At 39.3% G+C, this 25,351-nt stretch carries 23 protein-coding genes; 9 read left to right on the top strand and 14 right to left on the bottom strand.

Annotated elements, in window-relative coordinates:
• Positions 1–11: 11 nt before the first annotated feature.
• The 5 genes from pdhA (at position 12) to HCU67_RS15145 (ending at position 5,101) form a co-directional block, all read left to right on the top strand.
• A complete protein-coding gene (gene pdhA, locus HCU67_RS15165; protein WP_168553433.1) occupies positions 12–1,010 on the top strand; it encodes a pyruvate dehydrogenase (acetyl-transferring) E1 component subunit alpha in 999 nt (332 codons plus the stop codon).
• A gap of 3 nt (positions 1,011–1,013) precedes the next feature.
• Positions 1,014–2,687 (top strand): pyruvate dehydrogenase complex dihydrolipoamide acetyltransferase, encoded by a 1,674-nt coding sequence (locus HCU67_RS15160; protein ID WP_168553432.1) that lies wholly within the window; start codon positions 1,014–1,016, stop codon positions 2,685–2,687.
• Positions 2,688–2,775: 88 nt separating this feature from the next.
• The gene (locus HCU67_RS15155) at positions 2,776–3,822 is read left to right on the top strand and encodes a M28 family metallopeptidase (protein ID WP_168553431.1); all 1,047 of its coding nucleotides are present in this window, start codon (positions 2,776–2,778) and stop codon (positions 3,820–3,822) included.
• A 5-nt stretch (positions 3,823–3,827) separates the two neighbouring features.
• Entirely contained in the window at positions 3,828–4,505 is a 678-nt protein-coding gene (locus HCU67_RS15150) for an SDR family NAD(P)-dependent oxidoreductase (RefSeq protein WP_168553430.1), read from the top strand.
• A gap of 11 nt (positions 4,506–4,516) precedes the next feature.
• Positions 4,517–5,101, top strand: coding sequence for an aspartyl/asparaginyl beta-hydroxylase domain-containing protein (locus HCU67_RS15145; protein ID WP_168553429.1), 585 nt, complete (start codon positions 4,517–4,519; stop codon positions 5,099–5,101).
• Here the strand turns inward: HCU67_RS15145 and HCU67_RS15140 are convergent.
• The 3 genes from HCU67_RS15140 to HCU67_RS15130 form a co-directional block, all read right to left on the bottom strand.
• The gene (locus HCU67_RS15140; protein WP_168553428.1) at positions 5,098–5,535 is read right to left on the bottom strand and encodes an SRPBCC family protein; all 438 of its coding nucleotides are present in this window, start codon (positions 5,533–5,535) and stop codon (positions 5,098–5,100) included. The two genes, HCU67_RS15145 and HCU67_RS15140, sit on opposite strands and share 4 nt — an antisense overlap.
• Positions 5,536–5,558: 23 nt before the next feature.
• Positions 5,559–6,404, bottom strand: coding sequence for a metallophosphoesterase (locus HCU67_RS15135; RefSeq protein WP_168553427.1), 846 nt, complete (start codon positions 6,402–6,404; stop codon positions 5,559–5,561).
• Positions 6,405–6,468: 64 nt separating this feature from the next.
• Positions 6,469–7,308: a metallophosphoesterase gene (locus HCU67_RS15130; protein WP_168553426.1), complete on the bottom strand. Its 840-nt coding sequence runs from the start codon at positions 7,306–7,308 to the stop codon at positions 6,469–6,471.
• A 120-nt stretch (positions 7,309–7,428) separates the two neighbouring features.
• Between HCU67_RS15130 and HCU67_RS15125 the strand changes: the two genes are divergently transcribed.
• From HCU67_RS15125 to HCU67_RS15115, 3 genes are read left to right on the top strand one after another with little or no spacing between them, the layout of a single operon-like run.
• Positions 7,429–8,034: a SprT-like domain-containing protein gene (locus tag HCU67_RS15125; protein WP_168553425.1), complete on the top strand. Its 606-nt coding sequence runs from the start codon at positions 7,429–7,431 to the stop codon at positions 8,032–8,034.
• 9 nt (positions 8,035–8,043) lie between these two features.
• A complete protein-coding gene (locus HCU67_RS15120) occupies positions 8,044–9,123 on the top strand; it encodes a mannose-1-phosphate guanylyltransferase (RefSeq protein ID WP_168553424.1) in 1,080 nt (359 codons plus the stop codon).
• Positions 9,124–9,128: 5 nt separating this feature from the next.
• On the top strand, positions 9,129–10,580 hold the full coding sequence (locus tag HCU67_RS15115; RefSeq protein WP_168553423.1) for a TIGR00341 family protein: 1,452 nt from the start codon (positions 9,129–9,131) through the stop codon (positions 10,578–10,580).
• A gap of 4 nt (positions 10,581–10,584) precedes the next feature.
• On the opposite strand, the gene HCU67_RS15110 is transcribed toward HCU67_RS15115, so the two are convergent.
• The 4 genes from HCU67_RS15110 to HCU67_RS15095 all read right to left on the bottom strand — a co-directional run bounded on the left by HCU67_RS15110 (position 10,585) and on the right by HCU67_RS15095 (position 15,122).
• On the bottom strand, positions 10,585–12,411 hold the full coding sequence (locus HCU67_RS15110) for a metallophosphoesterase (protein WP_168553422.1): 1,827 nt from the start codon (positions 12,409–12,411) through the stop codon (positions 10,585–10,587).
• A gap of 97 nt (positions 12,412–12,508) precedes the next feature.
• On the bottom strand, positions 12,509–13,279 hold the full coding sequence (locus tag HCU67_RS15105; protein ID WP_210423723.1) for a creatininase family protein: 771 nt from the start codon (positions 13,277–13,279) through the stop codon (positions 12,509–12,511).
• Between the two features lie 338 nt (positions 13,280–13,617).
• Positions 13,618–14,385: an ABC transporter ATP-binding protein gene (locus tag HCU67_RS15100; protein WP_168553421.1), complete on the bottom strand. Its 768-nt coding sequence runs from the start codon at positions 14,383–14,385 to the stop codon at positions 13,618–13,620.
• The gene (locus HCU67_RS15095; RefSeq protein ID WP_168553544.1) at positions 14,385–15,122 is read right to left on the bottom strand and encodes an MlaE family ABC transporter permease; all 738 of its coding nucleotides are present in this window, start codon (positions 15,120–15,122) and stop codon (positions 14,385–14,387) included. The genes HCU67_RS15100 and HCU67_RS15095 overlap by 1 nt, the downstream gene beginning before the upstream one ends.
• Positions 15,123–15,232: 110 nt before the next feature.
• Between HCU67_RS15095 and pafA the strand changes: the two genes are divergently transcribed.
• A complete protein-coding gene (pafA, locus tag HCU67_RS15090) occupies positions 15,233–16,897 on the top strand; it encodes an alkaline phosphatase PafA (RefSeq protein ID WP_168553420.1) in 1,665 nt (554 codons plus the stop codon).
• Between the two features lie 66 nt (positions 16,898–16,963).
• Here pafA and HCU67_RS15085 read toward each other — a convergent pair whose 3' ends face one another.
• From HCU67_RS15085 to gcvP, 7 genes are all read right to left on the bottom strand, one after another.
• On the bottom strand, positions 16,964–18,313 hold the full coding sequence (locus HCU67_RS15085) for a purple acid phosphatase family protein (protein ID WP_168553419.1): 1,350 nt from the start codon (positions 18,311–18,313) through the stop codon (positions 16,964–16,966).
• Between the two features lie 127 nt (positions 18,314–18,440).
• The gene (locus HCU67_RS15080; protein WP_168553418.1) at positions 18,441–18,743 is read right to left on the bottom strand and encodes a hypothetical protein; all 303 of its coding nucleotides are present in this window, start codon (positions 18,741–18,743) and stop codon (positions 18,441–18,443) included.
• Positions 18,744–18,790: 47 nt separating this feature from the next.
• On the bottom strand, positions 18,791–19,492 hold the full coding sequence (locus HCU67_RS15075; RefSeq protein WP_168553417.1) for a class I SAM-dependent methyltransferase: 702 nt from the start codon (positions 19,490–19,492) through the stop codon (positions 18,791–18,793).
• 15 nt (positions 19,493–19,507) lie between these two features.
• Positions 19,508–20,359, bottom strand: a complete 852-nt coding sequence (locus HCU67_RS15070; protein WP_168553416.1) for a glycosyltransferase family 2 protein — start codon at positions 20,357–20,359, stop codon at positions 19,508–19,510.
• Positions 20,360–20,429: 70 nt separating this feature from the next.
• Positions 20,430–20,957, bottom strand: a complete 528-nt coding sequence (locus HCU67_RS15065; RefSeq protein WP_168553415.1) for a methyltransferase — start codon at positions 20,955–20,957, stop codon at positions 20,430–20,432.
• Between the two features lie 242 nt (positions 20,958–21,199).
• Positions 21,200–22,258, bottom strand: coding sequence for a 3-oxoacyl-ACP synthase III family protein (locus HCU67_RS15060; RefSeq protein WP_168553414.1), 1,059 nt, complete (start codon positions 22,256–22,258; stop codon positions 21,200–21,202).
• Positions 22,259–22,421: 163 nt separating this feature from the next.
• Positions 22,422–25,274, bottom strand: a complete 2,853-nt coding sequence (gcvP, locus tag HCU67_RS15055) for an aminomethyl-transferring glycine dehydrogenase (protein ID WP_168553413.1) — start codon at positions 25,272–25,274, stop codon at positions 22,422–22,424.
• Positions 25,275–25,351 lie beyond the last annotated feature (77 nt).

Raw genomic sequence — 25,351 nt, 5'->3', positions numbered from 1 at the left:
TATCGTCCTAAATGAAAAAAATCACCAAAGAAGTTTACCTTAAATGGTACGAGGATATGTTGTTTTGGCGCAAGTTCGAAGACAAGCTTGCAGCGGTTTATATTCAACAAAAAGTGCGTGGGTTTTTGCACCTATATAACGGTCAGGAAGCTGTTTTAGCTGGTGCGCTCCATGCCATGGATTTAACCAAAGACCGAATGATAACGGCCTACAGAAATCATGTGCAGCCGATTGGAATGGGTGCTGACCCAAAAATGGTCATGGCTGAATTATATGGTAAGGTAACAGGAACCTCTAAAGGTATGGGCGGTTCCATGCACATCTTCTCGAAAGAAAATAGATTCTACGGTGGTCATGGTATCGTTGGAGGTCAAATACCTCTCGGTGCTGGCCTGGCCTTTGCGGACAAATATTTTAAAAGAGATTCGGTAACCCTTTGTTATATGGGTGACGGTGCAGTTAGACAAGGTTCGCTGCACGAAGCCTTCAATTTGGCCATGCTTTGGCAATTGCCCGTGGTATTTATTTGTGAAAATAATGGATATGCTATGGGTACTTCAGTAGCGAGAACATCGCATTCCACGGAAATCTGGAAATTGGGACTGGGTTATGAAATGCCTTGTGCTCCTGTTGACGGTATGGACCCGGTAACTGTGGCAAAAGAAATGGATATAGCCATTGAAAGGGCGAGAACCGGAGGAGGTCCTACATTCTTAGAGATGAAGACCTATCGTTACCGAGGTCACTCTATGTCAGATGCACAGCACTATCGAACAAAAGAAGAGGTTGAGGAGTATAAAAAGATTGACCCGATTACTCAGGTGAAGGATGTGATTTTAGAAAAAGGCTATGCCACTGAGGACGAAATCAAAGAAATGGACAAAAAGGTCAAAAAAATGGTATCTGAATGTGAGAAGTTCGCCGAAGATTCAGATTTCCCACCAGTTCAACAACTGTACGATATGGTATACGAACAAGAAGATTATCCATTTTTAGCACATAAATTATAAGCTATGGCAGAAGTAATCAATATGCCCCGTTTAAGCGATACCATGGAAGAAGGTACCGTTGCTAAATGGTTGAAAAATGTTGGTGACAAGGTAGAAGAAGGTGATATTCTTGCTGAGATTGAGACTGACAAAGCAACAATGGAGTTTGAATCTTTTCATGAGGGTACCTTACTTCATATTGGAATACAAGAAGGTGATGGTGCTCCTGTTGATTCATTACTGGCAATTATTGGTGATGAAGGTGAGGATATTACCGCTTTGTTGAACGGGTCGGCAGCACCAAGTGATACCAAAGAAAGTGAAGCTGTTCCGGAAAATGATACCGCAGAGACAACATCAACTTCTTACTCGGCTTCTTCTGAGGCAGCGGCAATGCCTGAAGGAGTTGAAATAATTACGATGCCTCGATTAAGTGATACCATGGAGGAGGGTACTGTTGCTTCCTGGTTAAAGAATGTCGGTGATTCTGTTGAAGAAGGAGATATCCTTGCTGAAATCGAAACTGATAAGGCTACTATGGAGTTTGAATCCTTTCATGAGGGTACCTTAATTCATATTGGAATACAAGAAGGAGAAGGTGCTCCCGTAGACTCTCTTTTGGCTATTATTGGACCTGAAGGTACCGATGTAGACGCGGTGCTTAAAGCGCACGCCTCCGGAGGTCCAGAAAAACCTGCTGAGTCGACTCAAAGTTCTGAGCAAAAAACTGAGTCTTCAAGTGCAGCAGAAAATCAAGCTGTAGCTACATCAGACAACACCACAGGAGGTAAAATATTCGCTTCGCCGTTGGCTAAGAAAATGGCTGCTGATAAAGGAATAAATTTAGCTGAGGTTACAGGAACCGGTGATAATGGTAGAATAGTTAAACGTGATATTGAAAACTTTTCTACAGCCGCAAAAGCTGCTGCTCCAGCAGTAGTTTCAAATGCTGCTTCGGACAGTTCAACTGCGGTTGCATCAGCACCAGTTGCACCAATAAATTTACCCGTAGGTGAAGAGAGCAGGGAAGAGGTTAAGAATTCTCAAATGCGTAAGGTTATCGCCAAGCGTTTGAGCGAATCTAAATTCTCTGCGCCACATTATTATTTGACCATTGAGGTTGATATGGATAATGCCAAAGCTTCAAGGGCACAAATAAATAGTCTGCCTGATATCAAGGTTTCGTTTAATGACATGGTACTTAAGGCCTGTGCAATGGCCTTGAAAAAGCATCCGCAGGTTAATACTAGTTGGAACGGGGATTCAACTATTTACAATCACCACGTGCATATGGGTGTCGCCGTTGCTGTGGATGAAGGATTGGTAGTTCCCGTTTTAAAGTTCGCTGACCAAATGACCTTGACCCAAATAGGAGCCTCAGTAAAAGATTTGGCCGGTAGGGCGCGAAACAAAAAGATTAAACCAGATGAGATGGAAGGAAGCACGTTTACGGTTTCCAATCTTGGTATGTTTGGAATTTTAGAGTTCACTTCTATCATCAACCAACCGAACTCAGCAATTCTATCGGTAGGTGCCATTGTGGATAAGCCTGTGGTTAAAAATGGTGAAATCGTTGCAGGTAGCACAATGAAAATAACCCTTGCGTGTGATCACAGAACAGTAGACGGAGCTACAGGAGCACAATTTTTACAAACTTTAAGGGCTTATTTAGAGAATCCAGTGACGATGCTTGCTTAGATTTTTAGAAACCCTCCAAAATAAAATAAGGCATCCTGTTGGCGCAGGATGCTTTTTTTATCTTTAGCCTAATCCAAAATGCTTTACGATGAAAAGTATCCTTATATCATTAATCCTTGTTGTTTTTGTTGCATGTGGTGGTACCCAAATGGTTCAGACTCCTGACAATGCCGTAATCCAAGCAACTCCACCATTACCACCAGCAGAACCAAATCCTATTGGAACAACAGTTACAACCAGTTCTCAAAAAGAGATAAAAGAGGTCGCTTTTTCAAATGTTCAGGGAATAACTGAAATCATGAATTTTTTGGCTTCTGATGATTTAAAAGGAAGGGATTCAGGTTCTAAGGGTATAGAGAAAGCTGCAAAATTTATTGAAGCAAAATTCACTGCCTCTGGGGTAAAGCCTTACTACGCTTCCTACAGAGATGTGCTCTCCAATTTTTCACCTGAGGCATTTAATATGGTGGGCGTAGTTGAAGGAAACGACCCAATACTAAAGAACGAATATATTGTTATTGGGGCACATTATGACCATATTGGAATAGTTGGTGCAGTCAACGGCGATACTATCGCCAATGGGGCAAACGACAACGCTTCGGGTACCACAACCGTACTTGAACTGGCACGTTATTTCGGTTCAATGAAGACCAATAAACGAAGTTTGATTTTTGCTTTGTTCAGTGCCGAAGAAAAAGGTCTTTTGGGTTCCAAACATTTAGCTAAACGCATGAAGGGTGAAAATCTAAACCTCTACGCTATGTTGAATTTTGAAATGGTGGGAGTCCCCTTACGTGATAAGGATTATGAAATGTATGTGACCGGCTATGAAAAATCAAACTTGGCGGAGGTGAGTAATACATATGCAGGGGGAAAGCTTATAGGATATTTGCCAACTGCGAAGCAGTACCAACTCTTTTTTAGGTCGGACAATTATCCTTTTGCACAAGAATTTGGTGTTCCCGCCCAGACATATTGCACCTTTGATTTTACCAACTTTGACTTTTATCATAAGCCAGACGACGAAATATCCGAAATGGATTTTAGTCATATGGCAGCTATTGTAAATAAATCCATACCTATGGTTGAAGGAATTGCAAATGGTCCTTTAGGAGAATTGCAATTGAACGAATGAATTCTATGAAGAATATTATTATTACGGGAACCAGTCGAGGTATTGGTTACGAATTGGTCAAACAATTTGCTAACGACGGACATCGAGTTTTGGCCTTGTCACGAAATGAACAACCCATCCAGGATTTAGGGCTGGAAAATGTGAGTTGTTTTCCGTGCGATTTAACGGAGCCTCAAGATTATAAGAAAGTAGCAACGGCCATTACAGATTGGGAATCAGTAGATATCCTCATTAATAATGCGGGAGCATTGTTGAACAAATCTTTTTTGGAAACAACTACAGAAGATTTCGAAATGGTTTATAAGGTAAATGTCTTTGCGGTGGCGGAATTGACCCGTTTGGTGTTGCCCAAGATGCCAAAAAACGGCCATGTGGTCACTATAAGTTCCATGGGTGGTGTACAGGGTAGTATGAAATTTCCTGGGTTGTCAGCTTATAGTTCTAGCAAAGGTGCTGTTATTACCCTGACCGAACTATGGGCAGAGGAGTTTAAAGAAAAAGGTCCCTCGTTTAATGTGCTGGCCATAGGAGCGGTACAGACCGAAATGTTGGAAGAGGCCTTTCCTGGTTATCAAGCACCATTGCAACCTTCAGAAATGGGAAATTATATCAAAAACTTTTCGCTGACCGGTCATCAATTTTATAATGGTAAGTTATTGCAGGTGAGTAGCAGTACTCCTTAAAAATTTTTAAAATGGATTCAATTGAATATTTGACCCCGGATCGAGTTTTGTTGCCTTTTCAATTTGATGCTGTCAAAATGTTGGATGAAGTCAAAGGGATGAATTTACAGGACTATATTTATTACAACGTTATTTCGTTAAGGGCACCTGCTCATCTTGTTGACTCTTCACTTCCCATTCCGCCACCAGCTGAGGATTATGCTGATGGTTCATGGACAGATTGGATGGATACTCGAGAACTAAAACAATCAACTTATTTGTCTGAAGTGGTTGATTTTTTTAAGGATAAGACAAAGGTTACACTCGTTAGACTTTTAAGATTAGCACCAGGTTCAGTAGTTAAAGAGCACACAGACCCTACATTGGCATTAGAAGAAAAAAAGTCAGTAATTCGATTAACTATTCCCATACAACGTGATGAAGGAGTTTCGTTTTTTTTAAATAATCAAAAAGTTCCTTTAGAACTTGGTCAATGTTGGTATCTAAGATTAACTGACCCCCATCGAATCGATAATATAGGTTCGATTGAACGTATAAATTTGACCATTGATATGATTCCTAATGATTGGGTGAAAAGTCAAATTATTCAGTATTAGGCCCTTTTTTCGAAAGGAATAATTAAACCTTCTTCCAAAAAGCTCTTTAAACCCTTTAACAGAATTGCCCAACAATAAGAAGACCTTCGAAAATGATGGTTGTTTTTCGGCCAGTTTTTATGGCTAAAATTGAGCATTGTGCCATTTTCTTGTTCTGACAAATCAAATCCAAAGGTAGTGGGGTTCCAATCGGCATCAGCGTCGGTCATTTTGATATGGAAGGATTTATTCTCAGCTATTGATTCGACCTTGCCAAACCAGTTGTATTCCTCTGTAAAAAAGAAGTTGTACGTTTCTCCAATACGTGGTTTGCCAGCACATTTTGAAGGCCACCAATTGATTAACTTTTCAGGTAGTGTAATAGCATCAAAAACTTCATTGGTTGAAGCCTTAATTAAAACATCATGGTAAATGGTAAAACCTTTTTCGTTCAAAATATTTTATTGGATGCTGGAAATTATGAAATTTCCTTTTCCAATTCAAAGATGGTAATCTCAGGGCGTACATTGAAACGCACCTGATAAAGATGTCCCAATGCTCTATTGATATAAAGTTTTCTTCCATCAAATAAATCAATTTCCCCTTGCCCATAGCGTTTGTTCTCAACAGGTAGGATAGGGGCATCAAGAAAGGGAGGTTTCACTTGACCCCCATGGGTGTGACCTGACAATATCCAGCCCTGGTAACCATTCCAAACATCCAAATCACAGACATCAGGATTGTGGCAAAGTACCAAACTTGGTTCTTGATCACTATACTTGTTCATAGCATTCTCGGGGCGAAAATTAGTGCCCCAAAAATCATCCACTCCAAATACTTTTAATCCTTCGAGATCAATTACTGAGTTTCTCAGAATGGGTATATCGAAATCTTCTAAAATCTCAGAAATTGTGTCTGCAACATGGGGCTCTGCCCAAGACTCACCAAAGTCGTGGTTGCCCAAAATGCCAACTGTACCAAGTTTTCCTTTCGGAAAGAATGGGGCCATTTCTTTAAGTTCGGTAAAAGATTTCCTTTTATCGTAATGTATGTAATCACCAGTATATACTATGAAATCAGGTGCTAATTTGGCTGCCTTTTCAAGTGAATTTCTCAAGAAGCTTGAACTGACCAAATGCCCCACATGAATATCGCTTATTTGCATTAAGGTCCGTCCAACCAAGTTTTCTGGTAAATTCTTAATTGGCATTTTTCTTTTGACTATTTCCAACCAATGTGGTTCTATTTGCCAGGTATAAAATCCAGTTAAGATTCCTGCTCCGGAGACAACACCAGTAGTTTTTAAGAATTTTCGACGGTCCATTATAAATACAGTTCTTTCAAAGGTAGCTTCAAAATTTAAGTTCGCACCAGACTATTAGATGCTATTAAGTTGACATCAATTTAAAAACGGTAATTTCTGGGCGAACATTAAAGCGCAATTGCTCTTGATGGCCAAGGGCCCTATTTACGTAAAGCGTTCTGCCATCATGTAATTTTACTTCGCCAGCAACGTATCGTTTATTTTCGATTGGTAGAATAGGTGCATTCATTAATGGTGGTCGAACTTGACCACCATGTGTGTGCCCCGAAAGTATCCATCCCTTATAGTCACCCCAAATAGTAGCATCGCATGCATCAGGGTTATGACAAAGTACCAAATTACCTATTTCTGAATCGTAGCCATTTAGTGCGTTCCTAGGAAAGAAGTTAGTACCCCAATAATCATCCAACCCCATTATATTAAAACCTTCAATCTCTTTATGTTCATTTCGTAACACCGAAATACCGGACCCCTCCAAGATATCAATAAGATTGGCTGCGACCTTTTCGTCAGAATAGGTATCCCCATAGTCGTGGTTTCCAAGAATACCAAAAGTCCCGAGCTTTCCTTTTGCAAAATATTTTGAAATATCTGCAAGATGATGCCTTGTTTTTGTTCCTTCGTAATGCACAAAGTCTCCGGTGTAAACGACAATATCCGGATTAAGAAGTTTGGTCAATTCAAACGAGTCAATTAAGAACCAATCATTCACAAAGGGCCCAACGTGTATATCGCTGAATTGGACAAGTGTCTTTCCTGACAAGTGTTTTGGAAGGTTTTTAATAGGCAGGTTTCTGTTTACAAATTCAACCCAATGAGGTTCAATCTGCCAAGTGTATAATCCAGTAAGTAATCCAGTACCCGCGAGCGCAGCACTCCCTTGCAAAAATTTACGACGGTTCATGGTTAAGTTGAGATTTGGAATTGAAAGTAAATACTTACAAAATTAGAACGGGTCAATTTTGGTTCTAGTATCTTCATGCTGTTAATGGTCATACCCAAGTGGATTGGCTAATTTTGCAATGTGGAATCAATTCTTGAAAAATACCTACCCGAAAACGCGGTGCGGCCGTGTTTTGAGATGATTAAGCAATTTGGGGTGCATTTAAAGATTGTAAATGAACGGGTCACACGACACGGTGATTATAGAAGAATGCCCAACGGACAACATCAAATTACGGTTAATGCCACATTGAACAAATACCGTTTTTTAATAACACTGGTTCATGAAATTTCACATTTGGTTGCATTTGAAAAATTCGGTCGACGCATAAAACCACATGGCATAGAATGGAAACGCACTTTTCAAGAATTGATGGTACCATTTATTCGTCCCCAAATTTTTCCAACTCAACTTTTACCCTTAATGGCAAGACATTTTAAGAATCCAAAGGCTAGTAGTAGTACTGATTCTCAATTGGCAATTGCCTTAAAAGCCTATGACCCAGTACAACAATCAGAAAAATCTTACGTTTTTGAATTGCCTTTGGGTAGCACGTTTCGATTGTATAACGGAAAGTTGTTCAAAAAAGGTAATAAAAGAAGAAAGCGCTACGAATGCGTTGAGCTCTCCACAGGTAGATTGTACTTGTTTCAGCCCAATGCCGAAGTAGAATTAATCAATGATTAACACAATACCATGAATAAAAACTATTACGCAGTATTAATGGCAGGGGGTGTAGGTTCCCGTTTTTGGCCGGTAAGCACCACTGATAACCCAAAACAGTTCCATGACATGCTTGGTACGGGTAAAACCTTGATTCAAAAAACATTTGACCGTTTAAATAGATTTATCCCAACTGAAAACATACTCATATTGACCAATGAACGCTACAATGATCTGGTCTTGGAACAACTTCCTTTGGTCAAACAAGATCAGGTTGTTCTTGAACCTGCAATGCGCAATACTGCTCCATGTATTTTGTATGCTGCCCTTAAAATTCAAAAGATGAATCCAAATGGTGTTATGATCGTAGCACCAAGTGATCATTGGATTGAAGACGAGCAAGCATTTGAAAATGATGTAAGGGCATGTTTTGATAAGTGCGAGCAGGAAGAGGTGCTTTGCACGTTGGGCATTCAACCAACATACCCAAATACTGGTTTTGGATATATTGAATTTGAAAAGGAACAAGAAACCCAACTAAAAAAGGTGGCCCAATTCCGTGAAAAGCCAGATTTAGAAACTTCTAAAGAATTTTTAGCGGCGGGGAATTTTTTATGGAATGCAGGTATTTTTATGTGGAGTGTCAAAACTATTGTAAATGCCTTTCAAGAATACCAACCATCACAGTATGAACTTTTTCAAAAAGGAAGCTCATGTTATAATACAGCTGATGAAAAGGAATTTATAGCAGAAAACTACCCCAAGGCAGAAAACATCTCGATAGATTATGCCATTTTAGAAAATTCCAGCTCAATATTCACCCTTCCGGCTACATTTGATTGGAATGATTTAGGAACATGGGGAGCACTCTACGAGAAGTTGGATAAAGATGCAGAAGAAAATGCGGTGGTCAACAGTAAAACCGTTTTCAATGACGCCAATGGTAATATGGTCCGCACAACTAACGGCAAGGTCGTTATAGTTGATGGCTTAAAAGATTATATTATAGTTGATAAAGATGACGTTTTGCTTATTTATCCAAAATCAAAACAGCAAGACATAAAACAGGTACGTAATAAAGTAAGTGATACCTTTGGGGATCACTATGCTTAATTTTTATGCCAGAAAATCTGTTTAAGGAGGATAATTCTTCCGACGAAGCAAATTCTCAAGAAGTAAAAAAAGACTTTCAAGGTTTACTCGGTAGTGTTCGAAAGTTCATGACGGAGTTATTGGAGATTCGAAGCAATACCGATGCTGCAACTACCAAAGAATCGATAATACTCGACATACCTTTTAAGGGCCACACGTCGTGGATTCTCATCTGTTCAATATTTATAGCATCCATTGGGTTGAATGCTAATTCAACGGCAGTTGTAATCGGCGCCATGCTTATTTCACCCCTAATGGGCCCGATTTTAGGAATGGGTTTGTCTTTGGCCATAAATGATGTTGAGACACTTCGAAAATCGCTAAAGAATTTTTTAGTGATGGTAGTCTTGAGCGTGGTGACTGCGTTTTTATTCTTTTATACCTTTCCCATTCAAGATGAATCTTCAGAACTTTTAGCTCGAACAAAACCGGACATTCGCGATGTACTAATTGCGTTTTTTGGTGGACTTGCGCTAGTTATCGCTAGGGCAAAGAAGGGGACCATTGCTAGTGTGATTTTCGGTGTGGCCATTGCCACTGCCTTGATGCCGCCACTTTGTACCGTAGGTTTTGGACTGGCCATTGGAAATTGGTGGTATGCCTTAGGGGCCATGTACCTCTTTATCATCAACACTATTTTCATTGCTTTGGCAACCTTCTTGGTTATCAAGTATCTGAGATTTCCAATGGTACGTTATGCGAATTCAAGAAGAAGGCGACGCATTGCGAGAATTGCATCAGCCATTGGTCTTTTGGTAATGCTACCAGCAGGGTATACCTTTTACATGGCATTCAATGAATCGCTTTTTAAGAAACAAGCCCAAGAATTTTTATCGGAAACCATTGAGATATATGAATTTGCGAGAAACGGACGCTATTTGGATAACCTAACTAAGATTGAATATGACTACCAAAATGGGTCTTTGGTGGAAATTGTATGCATGGGAAGTGAAGAGATACCCGAGAATATATTGAACTCTTGGAGGCGAAAAAAACAAGATTACAGTAGGCTAAAAGATGCAGAATTCAGTGTTGTACAGGGTGGAAAAGATGATTCAGAAGAGAAATTCAACTATGTTTCCGAGCTGTATGAAGCAAAAAAAGCGGAATTGTTGACTCGTGAAGAGCGCATTCGATTCTTAGAAGAAGAGGTTGTGCGTTTGAGTGAAAATGTCGGAAAGCAAATTCCTTTTCAAGAAGTGGTAGCCGAGGCTAAAGAAATCAATCAAAACTTAGCAGGATTGTCTTTTGCCTATCAATTACAATCTGATTTTAATAAGATGGATACCATTCCCATCTTTGAAGCCAAATGGAAAGGGAGCTTACGTAAAAATGAAAAGGTTAAGCAATCTGAAAACCTATTAAAATGGTTAAAGGTTCGATTGAAGGATTCGACTATCGTTCTGCGGCAAGAATGATAAGCTATTCTTTGAAAAACATTCCTGAACCGGGAACATCTTTGCTGCCATTCCAGGTGGGGAACCAAAAATGCGTAGTTTCGTTTTCATCGTCATTATCATGGTCGAAGTAACCAATGCCAAAGCGAAGATTTGACCAATTTTCCCCTCCCATTTTTTTAATGTACTCCATTGGAAAGGCAAATTCCATCTGCGACCCGTTGTTGAACATTTCAGTAGCCGCTTTTACCTTTAGTGGAAGATATTCTTCGCCAACTACCGGATTATTTTTTTTGAAGGTTCGTAAATAAGAAATCCAATCCTTACCACGGCCTTGGCCCATGTTGAAAGCACTTAGATGTGAAGGCCGCGCATCCAGCCTTAAAACTATCGCATCTTGCTCCCAATAATGACCTTCTTCTGAAACAACAAAATCGTTATCAATAAGTTTAACGGCCACGTAAAAATTTTCATCATCGTACGCTGTGGCGAAAGTTAGGGAACAATCATCCGGACCATCAAAATCAAATGGGGCGCCTTCCATATCTTTCGCAACATGCCAAGTGGCATCGCCCCATTCTTTCAGTTTGCCATCTATTTTGACTTTAGTTTTATTCAAAATATTTTTGAACAATGGTTTGAATTTAAGGTCTGAGGAGAAACTGACATTTGGTTTATTTTCAAATTTGTAGGTAACATCGGCAGTTATATTTAAAGTGGAAAAATTGTCCAAAGCCTGATTACCTGCATTACTCAATCGAATCTTTTGAGTGGCAACATCATTCGGTTCAACGATAATCGAATTGTTTTCAAACTGATAAAATAAGATGTTGTCTGATTGTCCTTTTAAATCAACGTGCATTTGCACATCGGAGTCATTGATGATTCTCATTTCAGCCTCCATTTTTTCGGGTTTTTCTTCACTAGAATAAGCGGGCTCAATTCGAACCGGAAAAGGTCGATTTCGGACTAATTCAACCAATTCTTCAGTTACCACATTTTCATCCCAAATACCATCTAAAAACAAGTTTGCCAAAATTGGACCTTCATCCGTCATCGTAGCCCAGACTACATGGTCAAATTCGCCATATGCTTTACCTCTTAAGGGACTTCCACCGCCTGTGGTCGCAAGGGCAAAGTACTTTCCATTATTTCTTTCTGTTTTCCAATATCGATGGTAGTGCCCGGCAAATACATTATGGTTTCTATTTGATAATAATTGTTCAACATCTTTCCATCGTTTAGTGTTCTCCTGCACCCAGAGTGGTTGATGAACGAATACAAGCGTCCATTTAACCTCTTCGTTTTCTTCTAAAGTTTTTTTGATGTATTCATATTGTTTATCATCAATAGTTCCACGGCCTGAACCGCGTAGATTATCTTCAGAATTAAGGCATAGGAATAAAACATCCTTGTAAACAAAATGATAATAGGAAACCCCAAACAATTCCTTCCATTTTTCTTCCATTACCTTATTGGTGATATCATGGTTGCCTGGCACATAGAAAAAGGGAGCGTCTAGAGGCTCAATAAAACTTTTGAATTCATTCCATTCCCTGTTTAACCTCACAGTGTCTTTAGTGTACCCTTCAATAAGGTCCCCTACACTCATGACAAATTCTGGTTGTAACAGGTTTAATTTTTTAATTCCGGTTGGGAATACCCCAGGTCGGTGACCACCCGTTCTATCGGTAACAATGGCGAATTGAAATTTTTCAGAGTCGTTGTTCCATTCTATATGGTTCCACGGTTTTTGATTGGTTGGTATGTCAATATAAATAGTCGGTTTGTCTTGGGCTATACCAGTAAAGGAGGTTAGTAGAGTAATTAGTAGAATAGAAGGAAGTTTCATAAGGTTGGACTTAATATTAATTGCAAGATTATTTGATGAAAATTACAATTGTTATGTTCTTTAATTAAGCTTAGGTTAAGGATTCTACCTTGGAAATTTATTTATACAGTTCATTGATGTCGGTGTTTGCAATTGAAACAAAAAGTTCTGCCATTTTTTTACAGACTTCATTAAAGAACACTTTTCCTTTTTCCGGGCTTGACAGGGCAGGATTACCAACACCGGTATCTTCACTTATTTTGGACCACGGCCTTTCTGTCCAAGCCCACCCTTCGTTAAAGGCGCGAATCGTATTCTGCTTTTCAGAACCTTTGCCCCATTCTATTTCTGGCAATACCAAATGAGGTGCCAGATGGAGTATCATACTCGTTTCCATCTCACCCGCATGATCACCGGGTTCTTCAAAATATTTAGGGTCATTTGCCAGTTTGTACCATTCGCTGATACATAAAAACATCTCGGGGAAAAGCAGGCCCAACTCCCGTATAATAGCCTTCCAATTATTACCACCATGGCTGTTCAAAAGCATGAACTTTTTGATGCCCTGACGGTCCAAAACGGTAATGATATCCTTTAGAATAGCAAATTGTGTGCTTGGGTTTAGATTAATGTCTAGATATATGTCTTTTTGCCCAGTATTCACACCAAAGGGAATAGTTGGTAAGACTATAATCTTAGCACCTTTTTCCCAAGCGATTTTTGCAGATTCTTCCGCAATCTCCGTTCCTTCAATAACATCGGTAGAATAGGGCAGATGATAATTATGGGCCTCAGTAGCTCCCCAAGGCAAAATGGCCAAATCGAAATTTTCGTCCTTAAGATGCTTCCAATTGGTATCTGCTAAAACATAAGGTCTAATTGCGGGCATAAAACTTAGATAGTTCTTTGAATACGTATAAATTACCTATTGAAGGATAAAAGTAAAAAAGGGAAACAATGGTAAAAGTATAAGTATTAAAGATATAAATAGGATAATTGAATTCAACTCTTCTGAATATTTAAAAAAGAAGAAGTAAAAAAGTATCGAACTCAAAACAAAATGAATTGTGATAAGGACCAATGGAATAGCAATTTGCGCATACTGCCCTTGATCTTGGTTTGCCTCAAGCAAAATAAATGTTGCTACGGACAACCATATTAGGTAAATCAAGGTTACTGCCTTAATTTGTTTAGGCAATCTCACTTTTCAAATTATTTAGTTGAGGGTTAATTACGTTCCTCAATGTACATCTGGCGCACTTTTTTAAAGAGCTCTGATGAATACACAAAATTGGTTACGGCTTCATTATCCGTTTTGAAGATTTCCTTGTTGGTTCCTTCCCACTCTTTAAAACCGTTTTTGAGAAATATTATCTTCTCACCGATTTCCATAACAGAGTTCATATCATGGGTATTGATAATAGTTGTGATATTGTATTCCTTGGTGATTTCTTGAATTAGATTATCGATTAGGATTGCAGTTTTTGGGTCGAGGCCTGAATTGGGCTCGTCGCAGAATAAATATTTAGGATTCATTACGATTGCTCTTGCTATGGCAACCCGTTTCTGCATACCTCCAGAAATTTCAGAAGGATATTTTTTGTGGGCATCGACCAGATTAACTCGTTCCAAAACAAAATCAACACGGTCTTGCATTTCAGCCATAGAGTTTTTGGTAAACATTTCCATGGGGAATCGGACGTTCTCCTCAACCGTCATGGAGTCGAACAGCGCACTACCCTGAAATACCATACCCATATCCTGTCTCAAATCACGTCTCTCAGCAATTGATAAATCCCAATAGAATTGTCCATCGTAACTAATTGTTCCTTCTTCGGGTTCAATTAAACCCAAAAGGCTTTTCATCAAAACTGTTTTTCCAGAACCACTTTGTCCAATTACCAAATTGGTCTTACCCTGTTCAAAAACAGTACTGATGCCTTTTAAAACCTTGGTTTCACCAAATGATTTATGTACGTTATCAACTTCAATCATCAGCCTAACATCATTTGGGTCAACACATAATTAAGAACGATTATAACTACACTTGTCCAAACAAAGGCGGTGGTACTCGCCTTACCAACCTCCAATGCCCCGCCCTTCATGAAATATCCGTGAAAAGAAGGAACTGTGGCGATTACAAATGCAAAAATTAGGGTCTTAATAAAAGCATAGGTTATATGAAAAGGAATAAAATCAATTTGCAAACCTTCAACGAATGCACCACTAGGTGCATAGCCCCCAAACACTGCTGCAACCCAACCACCTAAAATACCAATATACATGGCAATGGCCACAGCGAATGGGTATACCAGCATGGCAATGATTTTTGGGAAAACCAGATAATTCAACGAATTGACCCCCATTACCTCTAGGGCATCAATTTGTTCCGTCACCCTCATGGTTCCAATACTTGAAGTGATATAGGAACCTACTTTTCCCGCCATTATTATTGAGGTAAAAGTTGGAGCAAACTCCAATATCACGGATTGGCGTGTAGCGAAACCAATTAAGCTTTTGGGTATTAGTGGATTGTTGAGGTTCAATGCTGTTTGAATGGTGACAACACCCCCGATAAAGAAAGAAATGAAGATGATAATCCCCATAGAACCAAAAATAAGTTCATCTATCTCCTTAAGTATGAGGGATTTCATGATGCGCCATTTGGTGGGTTTTTTAAAGGTTTCCCGCACCATAATAAAGTATTTGCCAATGGCTCCGATATAACTCATGCACTCATTTCTAACTGCTAAGGTAAAAATAGCAATAATGGATTGCATTTAACCTTGATTTTATACTTTGCGTGAATTTATATCTAGATTTGATTAAGAATTATATGATAATGAGAAACCAATACATCTTCTTGACCATCCTTTTTTTTGTTGGATGTTCTCTAATCCACTCCCAACGTAAAAACCAAAATCAAGAGGAATCTATTGCCGCGAATCCAAAACTGGTCGTCGGAATTGTAGTTGACCAAATGCGTTATGATTATTTGACCCGCTTTTGGAGCCACTATGGTGAAGGCGGGTTTAAGAGAATGGTTAGGGAAGGCTTTAATTGTAAAAACCACCATTTTAATTACGCTCCAACAAGCACAGGACCTGGTCATGCCTCGGTTTATACCGGTACGACCCCTGCAGTACATGGTATTATAGGTAATGATTGGTATGATAAGCTTTCAGATGAAAGCGTTTATGTAGCTTCTGATGATAGCTATGAATCTATAGGAACAGATTCTGAAGCAGGTAAAATGTCACCTCATCGCATGTTGACATCCACCATAACCGACCAGAATAGATTGCATACACAGTTTCGAGGAAAAACGATTGCTATTGCATTAAAGGATAGGGGAGCAGTGTTGCCAGGCGGCCATACCGCAAACGCTGCCTATTGGTTCGAAGGGGGAAAGGAAGGTAATTGGATTACAAGTTCTTTTTACATGAATGAATTGCCAAAATGGGTTGTGGCATTCAACACGTCGAATGCAGTAGAGTCTTACAAAAAGCCTTGGACAACATTAAAGCCAATCTCGGAGTATGTGGAAAGTGGGACCGATCAAAATATCTACGAAGGAAGACATAGAGGTGAAATCTACACGCGATTTCCACACGACTTACCGACTTTATGGGATCAAAACGGGCAAACCAGTTTACTTAGAGTAACTGCCTACGGAAATTCAATTACCACAGACTTTGCTTTGGCTGCCTTAAAAAATGAAGATTTAGGAGAAGATGATATTACTGATTTTTTAACAGTCAGCTTTTCCAGTACGGATTATGTTGGCCATATGTATGGGGTCAACTCGGTTGAGGTACAGGATACTTATTTACGTCTCGATAAAGACCTTGAAAGGTTATTTTCAGCGCTTGATAAAAAAGTTGGCAAAGAGAACTACACTGTTTTCTTAACGGCAGACCACGGGGCTATTCATGTTCCAAACTTTTTAAAAGAACAAAAAATACCTGCTGGCTATTTGAACATGGCTACCATGAAAGCAAGATTCTTGGAGTTTTTGAAATACAAATACAACACTACCGATGTCGTGAAAAATATTAGCAACTTCCAGGTTTTTTTAGATAGGAAGGTTATCGATAATCTTGAGATGGATTTGGACGATGTTGAAGAAGAAATCGCTTCAGAGTTTCTGAGATATACCCATATTGATAAGGTATTTACCGGCACACAATTGTGGCAGAACAGCTACCCCCAATCTTCTGGAATACCATATTTAATTCAAAAGGGATGGAACCAGAAAAGGTCGGGTGATATTGTATTTGTACAGAAGCCTGGTTACATCGCTTATCCACTCACTGGTTCAACCCATGGTTCACCAATGATTTATGATACGCATGTACCTTTACTACTGATGGGCAATGGAATCAAACATGGTGAAACTGCATCTCGTACAGAAATCCCTGATATAGCACCAACCCTAGCCGTGCTTTTGGGCACAGCATTCCCTAATGGAACAACAGGGACCCCTATTGTTGAGGTTTTGGATTAAATCAAATTTGGCTCACAACAAATGGCAATGTTAAAAAGGATGTTCACCATACTTTCGTTAGGCAAGCTATTCTTTAGATTGTAAAAGTTCTTTTTTACCTGTTTTAAAGTCTTTTCTGATTACCGCTCTATCGTATTCCTCACCCAGTACGGTATAAGCCACATAGGTTAGCTTGTCATCTTCAATAGTAATAACCTGATAGAACTGTGTTTGTTCGGCCGCCTTGTCGGGAACATAACCGTCTACCGAATAGGATTTAATCTGATCTCTATCCAAGGGGTATTGTTTAGGTCCACTTACAGAGGTGACATATACAGTACTAAGCCCAGTATCATTTGCCGTATCTGCAGTTCTAATAGGTACGTGACCTCGAGCATAGGTATGATCATGACCATTTAACACCAAATCTACATTGTATTTATCCAAAATAGGCTTCCAATTTTCGCGTGCAAATTGAAAATCCCTTCCCTTTGCAGGAGAAAATACAGAATGGTGGCATGTAAGAATGTTCCACTTGGCCTTAGATTTTTTTAGTTGTTTCTCTACATAATTGGTCTGCTCTTCCAGTAGTTCGTTGGAATTTAGAACTATGATTCGTACATCCTGATAATCAACAGTGTAAACAGTCTCATGTAGCTCTGTTGGCAATTTTTTTTCAACAGGTAAAGTGAACTGTGGCCTCCATTGTATAGAAAGTCTTCTGCCTTCATGTTCGTCAGTTAGGTGCCAGAATTCATGATTGCCCACAACGGGAATGGCTGTCCATTGACTGTGTATGAAACCACCCGCCTTATACCATTCTGCCCATTCAACATCGCGATGCGCATTGTTTATCAAGTCTCCTGCGTGAACAACAAATGCTGCGTTAGGGGCCGTTTGATAGGCCCTACGAATAACACGTGACCAATGCTCCAGAACTTCGTTTTGGGCATCACCAAAATAAACGAATTGGGTCGGGGCGTAATCAGTTTTCGCCGTTCTGAACTGTATCCACTCTGACCAATACTCAGTACCATCACCCACACGATAAACGTAAAGTGTATTTGGCTCCAATCCCTCAAAAACAGCACTGTGGTAATTGACCATAAGAGGGGCATTACCCTTGTATTGCCCTAAGTTGAAAGCCTCGGTTTTTGCTTCAATAGTAATTGCATCATCTACAAAATCAGAGTTTAAAGTAGCTTTGGCAATCTGGGCAAAAGCCTTTTCAATTTGTTTGTTGGTTCTCCAAGTGACCGCTCTTTTCGTTGCTGGATTTCCATTGAACGTAAGTATGATACGGTCAGGGTCCTTACTCGGAATTTCCCAGTGATGCAAGCCTTCATGACCGTGGCCGTGTTCTTGCGCGCTTATGTTAAAAAAAGAAAGAATAGCTAATAATACACTGCATTTCAAAAATTGATTTGAGGCTTTCATTTTCATTTGTGTTTCGGATGCGGGAAGGTAGGGACTTATAGTTTTCCCACTAAACCTGTATTATTAATTCTTCTTTAAATAATCACGAAAAACCAACTACTGAAAAAACCAGCATGTTAGAGCACAATTACTTTTTAGGAACATATGCGAAAACAATTTTCAGAATCAGTAAAACGAAAAGTACAAATCCGCAAAGCGGTAACAAAAACATATAGAACCACAAATAGGCCCCACCACCAGTATTTTCATTGAACATGCTTTCGCCTTCAGCTGTACTCAAATAGGCTGCTAACATGGGTAAAGTAAAAACAATCGCATTTAGAATCAGTAAAATATTCAGGATTATGCGCCTTTTTTTATTTGCATCTTTAATAAAAAGTAATCCAATACTAACAAGTGGCAGTATTCCAAAAAGTAGCGCAAATTCCATGGAAAGTGATTTTATAGAACGTAACAAGAACGCTTTTGTTTAACTATTTATTTAGCGCGTATAATATATTGATGCGGCAGTAAATCTACATTGACATTAAAGGAGGTATATCCTGCTTCTTTTAGTTCATATATAACTTTGTCAATTGCGATTTTATGTTCAATAGGTGGTCCAACGGGAGTATGCGCTTTAAAAAAGTCTATAATTACAAGTTCTCCATTTGACTTTATTCCACTTTTTGTCAAGGAAAAGTAATTTGATCTATTTTCAATATGATGATAAGTATTGACCACTAGGACCATGTCTACCTCACCGTCTTTTAAATTGGGAGAGTCGTAAGGAATTTTTCTCGTTTCTATATTGATTAGTTTGTTGTCAAGAATTCTTTTTTTAATGATTTCTTGAAACTCATCGTTAACGTCTGCAGCAATTACATGCGCCCCAGCAGCAGCTAATTTCACCGAAAAATAACCAGAACCAGCACCAATATCCATGATAGTTTTTCCTTTAATCTCGCCTAAAAACTCAAGGACCTTTTGTGGTTTTTGGTACTCATCTCGTTCACTTGATTCAAAACGTTTTGCTAATTCTTCTGTGGAAGATTGATGCATAAAGTCGTTTGCCGAACCATGGTGTTCTTTTTGGTGTTCGGTCGGCTTATTCTCGGTATTATGTTCATTCATTTTAGCTTGATTATTACATGAAATGAATGAAAACAGTGTTAACAAGATAAAGACTGATTTGCTCATATGTCTGGTTTTTATTTAGGCAGAAAGTTTACCAAAAATACCCTTCCAACGTAATCTACGAATAAACTTGCCTTCTTCAGAATTTACAAATCGTGGTAATCTCCTCAACCACGCCCTTAAATAGCCTAAAATTCCAGACGCGTATAGCATGGGATTTTTGGATTGTAATGCCATCTTAAATAAGGCAAGTTTAGCCAAGGGCAGTCCATACCGCATTTTATATAAAGCTTCACCCTTGGCATGATAATTTTTGGTGCTATAGCCATGTCCCGTTGGGCGTAGGTGTTTAACCATCAAAGATGAGTCTGTTTTGACCTCAAAATCATGGTATTGACAAAGCAATGTGTCCACTGTATCCCAGCCCGTGCCTAAACGCAGCCCATCCATCAATTCAAAGACTTGGCGGTAATACAATTTAATTGGTCTACGTACGTGACTTTTTTTAGCGATGTTTTCATAGACCCATTTTCCCTTTTTCTCCACGTATAACAAACCGGAACACATGCCTAATAACCAGTTGGCTTGAAAGTGGTTGATTATTTGTTCGAAATAGTTTTCAGGTAAAATGATGTCTGCATCAAACTTACCAATAAAGTCGTATTGAATGCAGGATTGTGCCAAGCCGTAGTTAAAGGCTTCCACTACCTTTTGTCCGGGAAGATGTTGGTCACTGCTTTCCCTTTTAACAACTTTTATCCAATCGTGGTCACCAGCAAAACCAGACGCGAGATTGAAGGTGCCATCTGTTGAATTATCGTCGACGATAATTAGTTCATCTGGTTTATGGGTTTGATTCACAAAAGAATACAGGCAATCAGCGATATACCTTTCTTCGTTGTGTGCGGGAATGATTATACTCAATTTCATTTTGAAAAATATCAATAATCAAATGCAAAACCCCACACTAGACCAATGATACATTGGAATTTGAAGTTTGTTATTTTGAATTTCTTTCAGCATAAACGATATAATACCTATTTGTAAAATAACGCAACAAAGGTCTAACACCTATTTTTTTTACTGGATTTGTCCATTTCATAGTATCCTTAATTTGCCAACCTGCTTTTTCCAATAACCAGTCAAATTGCCAATCTTCAAATTCGTGGTAGTGTCGGTCCCAAGGGTCCGTTTTACTTCTGTATGCTGATGAAAACCAAAGCCGCATGGGTATACTAGCAATCAATTTATCGCACTTTATTTCGCAGAGTACATTATACGGTGCTACCAAATGTTCGAAAATCTCAAAGGCTGTAACCACTTTAGCACTGGAATTCTGAACCACTTCAAAATCCAAATCCAAGTCTTCCCCTTTGGTGTTTTCAACTTGGTATCCTTCGTTAATCATGATTTCTGAAAACGGATTTTCGACGCCTAAATCTAAAATGTTTTCATCTTTAGGAATATGCTTTTTTAGAAATTCTAGGGTCAAACGGTAACGCTTGTGTGGATATTTGCCTTCGTACATTCTGTAAAAATCCAATTTTCAAATTACAAATCCCAAAAAAGTATCCTGTCGTTTAGAACTAATAAAAATGGAGTGTGAAAAATACCAGAGTTAGATGTATCAATTTTCAATACATCTTTTGCTCCAAATGATAAAAGTTAGAACGAATTTGATTTGGATTCCCGCCTTCATGGGAAAATCAAAGAACTGTTTAAAGAAAAATGCCGCCCCACGGGGGAATGGAGGCGGCAGTCACTACGGATTTAGTAACGGTAAACTACACAATTCACGTTCATTCCCGCACCAACGCTAGCAAATAGAACTATATCACCATCTAAAATTTGATGAGCATTAAGCTCACCTTTACGAACCAAATCAAAAAGCGTTGGTATGGTTGCGACCGAACTATTTCCGGTTTTTTGAATCATCATGGGCATGATGTTTTCAGGAACTTCTTTTTTATATAAACGATAGAATCGTTTGACTATGGCTTCATCCATCTTTTCGTTTGCCTGATGGATAAAGATTTTTTTTACTTTTTCAATTGGAATCCCACTTTTATCCAAACACGCCTTCATTGCGGCCGGTACATGAATGCAAGCAAATTCGTAAATCTTTCTACCATGCATTTTAATGTATCGGGTATCTGGACAACTTTCTGGATTATAACTTTTATCAAAGAAAAGATGATATGCCTCACCATTGGCATGTGTCTGACTTGCATGGGCCAATATTTCTCCTTTGTCTTCAACTTGCTGAACAATTGTTGCTCCGGCCCCATCAGCATAAATCATGCTATCACGATCATTAGGATCAACTACCCTAGAAAGTGTTTCACCCCCGATGACCAAACAAGTTTTGGCCATTCCACTTTGTATAAATGCTTTTGCCTGAATCACCCCTTCAACCCAACCTGGGCATCCAAAAATCATATCGTAGGCAACACATGAGGTATTCTTTATTTGTAAAAGATGCTTTACCCGTGTGGCTAAGCTAGGTAGGGTGTCGCCTTGAATCTTACCTTTCGTAAGGTCTCCAAAGTTATGGGCAAAGATGATGTAATCAATTGTTTCCCTATCGATTCCAGCGTCTTCGATGGCCTTTTCTGATGCTAGGTATCCTAAGTCGGAGGTTTTTAATTCTGTTTTGGCATAACGGCGTTCCTCAATTCCGGTGATGGCTTGAAATTTTTCAATGATAACTTCATTTGATTGCCCAAATTCGGTACCATCAACATTTAAAAATTCATGATTTAAAAAATCCTCGTTAGTCGTGATTATTGAGGGCAGGTAAGAACCTGTTCCGGTAATTGCTATTTTCATTTTTGCCTCGTAGAAGTTCGAAGATAACCTTAACTTAACACTAGATGCTATGCATGCATAATAAGCTTACGATGTTCAATGATTTCTTAGTGTCGGATTTTTCGTAAAATAAAACCCGCTTTGTAAACAAAAAGCGGGTTAAATACAGTAAAATCAACGATTCTTAAGCCTCTGCGTATTCTTCAATCGCAGGACAAGTACACATCAAATTACGATCGCCAAAGGCTTCATCGGTTCTTCTGACACTTGGCCAAAACTTATTGTCAGCTACATATTCCAATGGATATGCTGCCTTTTTTCGACTATAGGGAAAAGACCATTCGTCAGATGTTACCATTGCCAAAGTGTGAGGTGCATTTTTCAAAACGTTATTCGCATCTTCAGCAGAAACCTGTTCAATTTCTTGACGAATATTAAGCATTGCATCACAAAAACGATTTAATTCAGCCAAGCTTTCACTTTCCGTAGGCTCAATCATCATTGTGCCCGCAACCGGGAAGGAAACAGTTGGTGCATGAAAACCATAATCCATCAATCGCTTCGCAATATCAGTTACTTCAATACCTTTTTCTTTAAAGGGACGACAGTCAATAATCATTTCATGCGCAGCTCTGCCTTGTTCGCCAGTATACAGCACATCATAAGCACCATTTAAGCGTTCTTTAATGAAATTGGCATTTAAAATTGCGATTTTGGTTGCATCGGTTAGCCCGTCTGCACCAAGCATTTTGATGTAACCATAGGAGATAAGGCAAGCCAATGCACTGCCCCATGGAGCGGAAGAAATGGCTGTTATACCTTTTTCACCACCAGTTGCTATCAATGGGTTTGAGGGTAAAAATGGTTTTAGCTGTTCGGCTACACATATTGGTCCAACACCAGGACCACCACCTCCATGTGGAATAGCAAAAGTCTTGTGTAAATTCAAGTGGCAAACGTCTGCACCAATTGTCGCAGGATTCGTTAAACCTACCTGGGCATTCATATTCGCTCCATCCATGTAGACTTGTCCGCCATGGTCATGGATTAATTTGGTTATATATCGAATCGAAGATTCAAATACACCATGTGTAGACGGATAGGTTACCATGAGGGCAGCAAGATTATCAGAATGCTCCTTTACCTTTTCTTCTAAATCAAGGACATCAATATTTCCTTGCTCATCGGTTTTGGTTACTACCACCTTCATTCCGGCCATAACCGCTGAGGCAGGATTGGTTCCATGAGCTGAAGAAGGGATTAAACAAATATCTCTATGATGATCACCTCTTGATTGGTGATATGCCCTAATGGTCATCAGTCCGGCGTATTCTCCTTGTGCTCCTGAATTGGGTTGTAGCGATGTTGCCGCAAATCCAGTAATAACATTCAATTGTTGCTCTAAATCTCGTAAAACAAGTTGATAGCCTTCTGCTTGTTCAACAGGAACGAAAGGATGAATATTTCCCCAATTTGACCAACTTAAAGGAAGCATTTCAGAAGCTGCATTGAGTTTCATAGTACAGCTACCCAATGAAATCATGCTGTGGTTAAGTGCCAAATCTTTGCGCTCCAATTTTTTGATATAGCGCATTAAGTCAGTTTCTGAGTGGTACGAGTTAAACGTTTCGTGCTCTAAAAAAGGCGTTTTCCGCACTAATTTCTTTGGAATGACCTGCCCTTCATATTCAACGATACCGCCATCATCGTCGAGAGCCTGCGATTCTACAAAACAATTCACCAATGGTCTTATGTCTTTTTTGGTAAAGGCCTCATTTAGGGAAATTGATATGGTCTCATCATCGATATAATTCAAATTAATTCCCTTAGATTCAGAAATGGTACGGATGGAATGAACGTTTTCAACTTTAAATCGAATCGTGTCAAAATACACTGTATTTAACTGTTCAAATCCGAAAGCTTCGATGCTTTGCGCCACCGTTTTTGTGTATTCATGAATTTTATTGGCAATATGCTTTAAGCCTTTTGGGCCATGATAGACCGCATACATTCCTGCCATTACAGCCAATAAAACTTGGGCAGTACAAATATTGGAAGTGGCCTTGTCGCGCTTAATGTGTTGTTCTCTAGTCTGCAGAGCCATACGTAATGCCGGATTACCATCAGTATCTTTGGTCAAACCAATTATTCTACCAGGAATATTTCTTTTGTAGGCAGCCTTAGTTGCAAAAAATGCAGCATGGGGACCACCGTATCCTAATGGTATGCCAAAGCGTTGTGTAGTGCCCACTACTACGTCAGCACCCCATTCTCCTGGGGGTGTGAGCATCACCAAACTCATTATATCAGTTGCAACAGCAGTTTTGATATTGTGTTCTTTTGCTTGGGCTATGAAATCTTCTAAATCGTGTACTTGCCCATATTTTCCTGGATATTGTAAAAGGGCACCATAAAATTCAGATGAAAAATCAAACTTCTCATGATTTCCAATAACCAATTCTATGCCCAATGGAGCCGAGCGTGTTTCCAATAAGCTCAAAGTTTGAGGCAATACCTCTTCAGACACAAAAAACTTTAGTACACCATTTTTCTTTTGATCTCTTGCTCTTAAGTCAAAGAGCATGGTCATCGCTTCTGCAGCCGCGGTACTCTCGTCTAGAAGGGACGCATTGGCAATTTCCATTCCGGTTAAGTCACAAACAACGGTTTGAAAATTTAATAAAGCTTCCAGCCTACCTTGGGCAATTTCTGCTTGATAAGGCGTGTATGCAGTATACCAACCTGGGTTTTCAAGAATGTTCCTCTTTATTACGGAAGGAATAACACTTTCGTGATACCCTTGTCCTATATACGATTTGAATACCCTGTTCTTCTCGGCTAAATTTTGAATGAATTTAAGAAATTCAGATTCACTAAGTGCCTGCGGAAGACTCAACCCTTCCTTTAACCGAATATCTTCAGGTATGGTTTGGTCTATAAGTTCGTCTATGGATTTTACTCCAACGATTTCGAGCATTTTTTGGAGGTCTTCCTCCCGAACGCCAATATGGCGAAGCGCAAAAGATTCCGTGTTCATAGCTTAAAAATAATTGCGCAAAATTATGGATTAATCCTTTGAAAATTACCGAATTTCAAAGCACTTCGACCAAAGTT

The organism is Croceivirga thetidis (genome assembly GCF_012272815.1).
GTDB classification, from domain to species: Bacteria; Bacteroidota; Bacteroidia; order Flavobacteriales; family Flavobacteriaceae; genus Croceivirga; species Croceivirga thetidis.
This window is presented reverse-complemented; position numbering and strand designations above follow the sequence as displayed.